The sequence below is a fragment of the Oceanobacillus sp. J11TS1 genome (assembly GCF_018333215.1).
Classification (GTDB): Bacteria; Bacillota; Bacilli; order Bacillales; family Amphibacillaceae; genus Oceanobacillus.
Genome location: NZ_BORO01000056.1, coordinates 1 through 2,769 on the forward strand (window position 1 = coordinate 1; position 2,769 = coordinate 2,769).

Consider the following 2,769-nt stretch of genomic DNA (forward strand, 5'->3'; position numbering starts at 1 on the left):
TTACTGAAAAGGACTTGTTTAGTAGATTGCTAGCTACAAAGAATTTCAAAAATGAAGAGTCTTTTCACGAGATTATGGGCGCTTGTTTAGATGCTGACTTACTCATTTGGGATGACTTCTTGAGTAGCCAACGTTTAAACGATGAAGAGAAAGATTGGATGTTCCAGATCATTAACGGCAGAGAGCGCGCTAACAAGCCAATCTGGTACACATCCAATTTAACTCCAAAAGAATTTGAAAGTGATGCTACTGCATACAAGCTTGATGATAAAGGGCGGACATGGTGGCGCATCATCGGAAACAACAATTGTGTGTTTAATAGAGCGATGAATTACAGGAAATCACAAGCTCTAGCAAAAGCGATGGGGATATCGGTAGAAGAGTATGAAAGGAGAGCTAGTGGACAATGACACAAGAAATCACACTATGCGGACGTTGTAATCGAAAGCTAAAAGACCAAAAGAGCATTGATCGTCAATTTGGACCTGTCTGTTATAAAAAGCATCTGCAGGAGCAGGCGGAGGAAGAAATTCTTAAGAATCAAATCACGATTGATGAAGTGGAGGAAGCATCATGAGGAAAGGAACAATCATCAGGAACCACTGGGCTGGTGAAAACAATCCTACACGATTTTGCATTTATTTAGGTACTAGCGGTAGATATGTCAATGTTTTGGAGCTAGCAAACGGAAAGTTGCGAAAAGGACAATACTACAAGTCCACCTTTAAGGACAGTGAGAAATTTGAAATTGTTGGTCACTCAAAGGGATTTGAAATTATGAAAAACGATCTTAAATCATTATTGGAGGAATGAGCATGTTTATTGAATTGATAGCAAGAAATGGAGAGAAGGTACTCGTGAATATAAACCAAATTGAGGGTATTGAACCTGCTGAAGGAGCAGGTGGCGAAAAGGCTCTTATTGGATTCAGTAGTCGAGAAGGAATTTTTGTTAAAGAATCCCTCGAGGAAATCGCCAGTAAATTAGCATTGGCGGGTAAATTGCTATGAACATGAAATCAGTAATGATCTTTGACCCAAAAGACACGGACGAGCAAACGGCAACTAAATTTGCCAACTGGATGCGTGATAACAAGAGCGCTGTCGGGGATAAGGCAGTGCCAAATGCGGAAGAAACCAGAGAATATCTTAGGAGGTATACCGGATGAAAGAGATATACAGGACGTATAACGATACGGAAGTAGTTGAATTAGGCGTCCGGGTTGAGTGTCCACATTGTGGAAGAGAGTGGATTGAAGACGGATTAACCGAATGCGGGCAAACCTACACAATTAATTGTGGTAATCACGGCTGGGACGACGGATGTAGTAAAGATTTTAAAATGTATTTTGATGCCAATTAGGAGGTATGCGTGATGCGGGAATTTAAGTTTAGAGCCTGGGTAATCAGTAAAGCAACAAATACATCTTGGATGAACTATGACATCGAATTTGTCGGAGGGAGAATAAACGATAATTTTGCAGGAAAACACAACAGTCTTGCGGATATAACCTACATGCAATACACAGGCTTGAAAGATAAGAACGGCCAGGAGATTTATGAAGGGGATATTGTCATTCATAACGATTACAGTGGCGGTCTTGTGCTAGGCGGAGAACAGTATAAACGTAAGTCTGTCATTAAATGGAATGAACAATACACTGGTTACAGATTAAAAGGTATGGGGACTTCAATCAATAGTGATAAGTGCGAAATCATCGGCAACATTTACGAGAATCCAGAGTTGGTGAGGGTGAAGTCATGAGAGAGATTAAGTTTAGGGGATATGCAAAAGAAAAAATGCTATATGATCAATGGCTGCATGGGTTCGGGGTCATGGATATTGATTATGTCGACGGGAAAATTGAATGGCATTTGTATACTCCGCATGGCACGTATGAAGTATTTCCAGAATCAATTGGTCAATATACTGGCCTGAAAGATAAGAACGGCGTTGAGATTTTTGAGGGTGATGTAGTCAGTAATTTAAGAAACAAAATAAACAAAATCATATGGTCTGATGAAGAATTAAGTTGGGTCGCAGAAAGTAAATACCCGAACGGAGAAGATGCCAGCATTTTGCTTTCTGATTTGAATGAAATCGCGAGTATAGAAATCATCGGAAATACATTCGAACATCAACACTTACTAGAAGGTGCAACAAATGGGAGTAGTTAAGTTCAAGACGTCCGGCAGAACAATACCGATGCTCCGGCAAACTGGAAACGCGAGAATAATGCACAAAGATGCGGAATTTGGGATTGATGAAAGTCAATTGGACAAAATCGAGAAAGATTGGAACGGCGGCATCAGGTTTGAGGATTTAGTGGAACAAGAAGGACGTCCATGGGACGAAATTCTGTTTGCTCTTATGGAATTAGCTAAAGAAGATAGGTTAACTAGACCGATAGCTTATAGATATGGAAATTAGCAACAAGGGATAACTTATTTAAAGAGTTTAATAGATTCGAGACTAAATATATTTGTGAGTTATAAAACTTCTCACAAGGCTCTTAAACAATCAAAAAGGAGGATTGCATGAAACAACAAATATTAGACGCTGCATTATGTATCTTGCTAGCTGCAGCTATCATGTCGAACATTTACATGGCGCTAACGATTAAATATGAGCGCGACGCTTACGACGAGCTATATCACGATTATATGCAGCTGCACGATGATTATGCACAGATTAAGACAAGTTATGATGCTTTGCTAGATAAGACGTGGCAGGAGCACAACAGACAGATGATGGAGGGTGAGGGAGAAC

General features: G+C 40.0%; 10 protein-coding genes. All 10 read left to right on the forward strand.

The features are described 5' to 3' along the window. On the forward strand, nucleotides 1-410 hold a 410-nt coding region (locus KI343_RS19650; protein WP_483874255.1), incomplete at its 5' end, for a P-loop NTPase family protein. Further along, nucleotides 407-577 carry a DUF6011 domain-containing protein gene (locus KI343_RS19655; RefSeq protein WP_212928106.1) on the forward strand — a complete coding sequence of 57 codons (171 nt, stop codon included), beginning with the start codon at nucleotides 407-409 and terminating at the stop codon, nucleotides 575-577. The genes KI343_RS19650 and KI343_RS19655, both read left to right, overlap by 4 nt. Next, the gene (locus KI343_RS19660; protein WP_212928098.1) at nucleotides 574-813 is read left to right on the forward strand and encodes a hypothetical protein; all 240 of its coding nucleotides are present in this window, start codon (nucleotides 574-576) and stop codon (nucleotides 811-813) included. The genes KI343_RS19655 and KI343_RS19660 overlap by 4 nt, the downstream gene beginning before the upstream one ends. Before the next feature lie 2 nt (nucleotides 814-815). Then, complete coding sequence (locus KI343_RS19665) at nucleotides 816-1,010, forward strand: hypothetical protein (protein WP_212928099.1); 195 nt, start codon at nucleotides 816-818, stop codon at nucleotides 1,008-1,010. Further along, the gene (locus tag KI343_RS19670) at nucleotides 1,007-1,168 is read left to right on the forward strand and encodes a hypothetical protein (RefSeq protein WP_212928100.1); all 162 of its coding nucleotides are present in this window, start codon (nucleotides 1,007-1,009) and stop codon (nucleotides 1,166-1,168) included. Before KI343_RS19665 ends, KI343_RS19670 begins: the two co-directional genes overlap by 4 nt. Next, nucleotides 1,165-1,362 (forward strand): hypothetical protein, encoded by a 198-nt coding sequence (locus KI343_RS19675; protein ID WP_212928101.1) that lies wholly within the window; start codon nucleotides 1,165-1,167, stop codon nucleotides 1,360-1,362. Before KI343_RS19670 ends, KI343_RS19675 begins: the two co-directional genes overlap by 4 nt. A gap of 12 nt (nucleotides 1,363-1,374) precedes the next feature. Further along, the gene (locus tag KI343_RS19680) at nucleotides 1,375-1,764 is read left to right on the forward strand and encodes a YopX family protein (RefSeq protein WP_212928102.1); all 390 of its coding nucleotides are present in this window, start codon (nucleotides 1,375-1,377) and stop codon (nucleotides 1,762-1,764) included. Further along, complete coding sequence (locus KI343_RS19685) at nucleotides 1,761-2,177, forward strand: YopX family protein (RefSeq protein ID WP_212928103.1); 417 nt, start codon at nucleotides 1,761-1,763, stop codon at nucleotides 2,175-2,177. The genes KI343_RS19680 and KI343_RS19685 overlap by 4 nt, the downstream gene beginning before the upstream one ends. Next, complete coding sequence (locus tag KI343_RS19690) at nucleotides 2,164-2,430, forward strand: hypothetical protein (RefSeq protein ID WP_212928104.1); 267 nt, start codon at nucleotides 2,164-2,166, stop codon at nucleotides 2,428-2,430. The genes KI343_RS19685 and KI343_RS19690 overlap by 14 nt, the downstream gene beginning before the upstream one ends. A gap of 107 nt (nucleotides 2,431-2,537) precedes the next feature. Further along, a partial coding sequence (locus tag KI343_RS19695) for a hypothetical protein (RefSeq protein WP_212928105.1) occupies nucleotides 2,538-2,769 on the forward strand: 232 nt, incomplete at its 3' end.

What these genes read in the sequence shown, in the direction of transcription:
- KI343_RS19655 (WP_212928106.1), top strand. Translation starts at nt 407, where the DNA reads ATGACACAAGAAATCACACTATGCGGACGTTGTAATCGAAAGCTAAAA.
- KI343_RS19660 (WP_212928098.1), top strand. Translation starts at nt 574, where the DNA reads ATGAGGAAAGGAACAATCATCAGGAACCACTGGGCTGGTGAAAACAAT.
- KI343_RS19665 (WP_212928099.1), top strand. Translation starts at nt 816, where the DNA reads ATGTTTATTGAATTGATAGCAAGAAATGGAGAGAAGGTACTCGTGAAT.
- KI343_RS19670 (WP_212928100.1), top strand. Translation starts at nt 1,007, where the DNA reads ATGAACATGAAATCAGTAATGATCTTTGACCCAAAAGACACGGACGAG.
- KI343_RS19675 (WP_212928101.1), top strand. Translation starts at nt 1,165, where the DNA reads ATGAAAGAGATATACAGGACGTATAACGATACGGAAGTAGTTGAATTA.
- KI343_RS19680 (WP_212928102.1), top strand. Translation starts at nt 1,375, where the DNA reads ATGCGGGAATTTAAGTTTAGAGCCTGGGTAATCAGTAAAGCAACAAAT.
- KI343_RS19685 (WP_212928103.1), top strand. Translation starts at nt 1,761, where the DNA reads ATGAGAGAGATTAAGTTTAGGGGATATGCAAAAGAAAAAATGCTATAT.
- KI343_RS19690 (WP_212928104.1), top strand. Translation starts at nt 2,164, where the DNA reads ATGGGAGTAGTTAAGTTCAAGACGTCCGGCAGAACAATACCGATGCTC.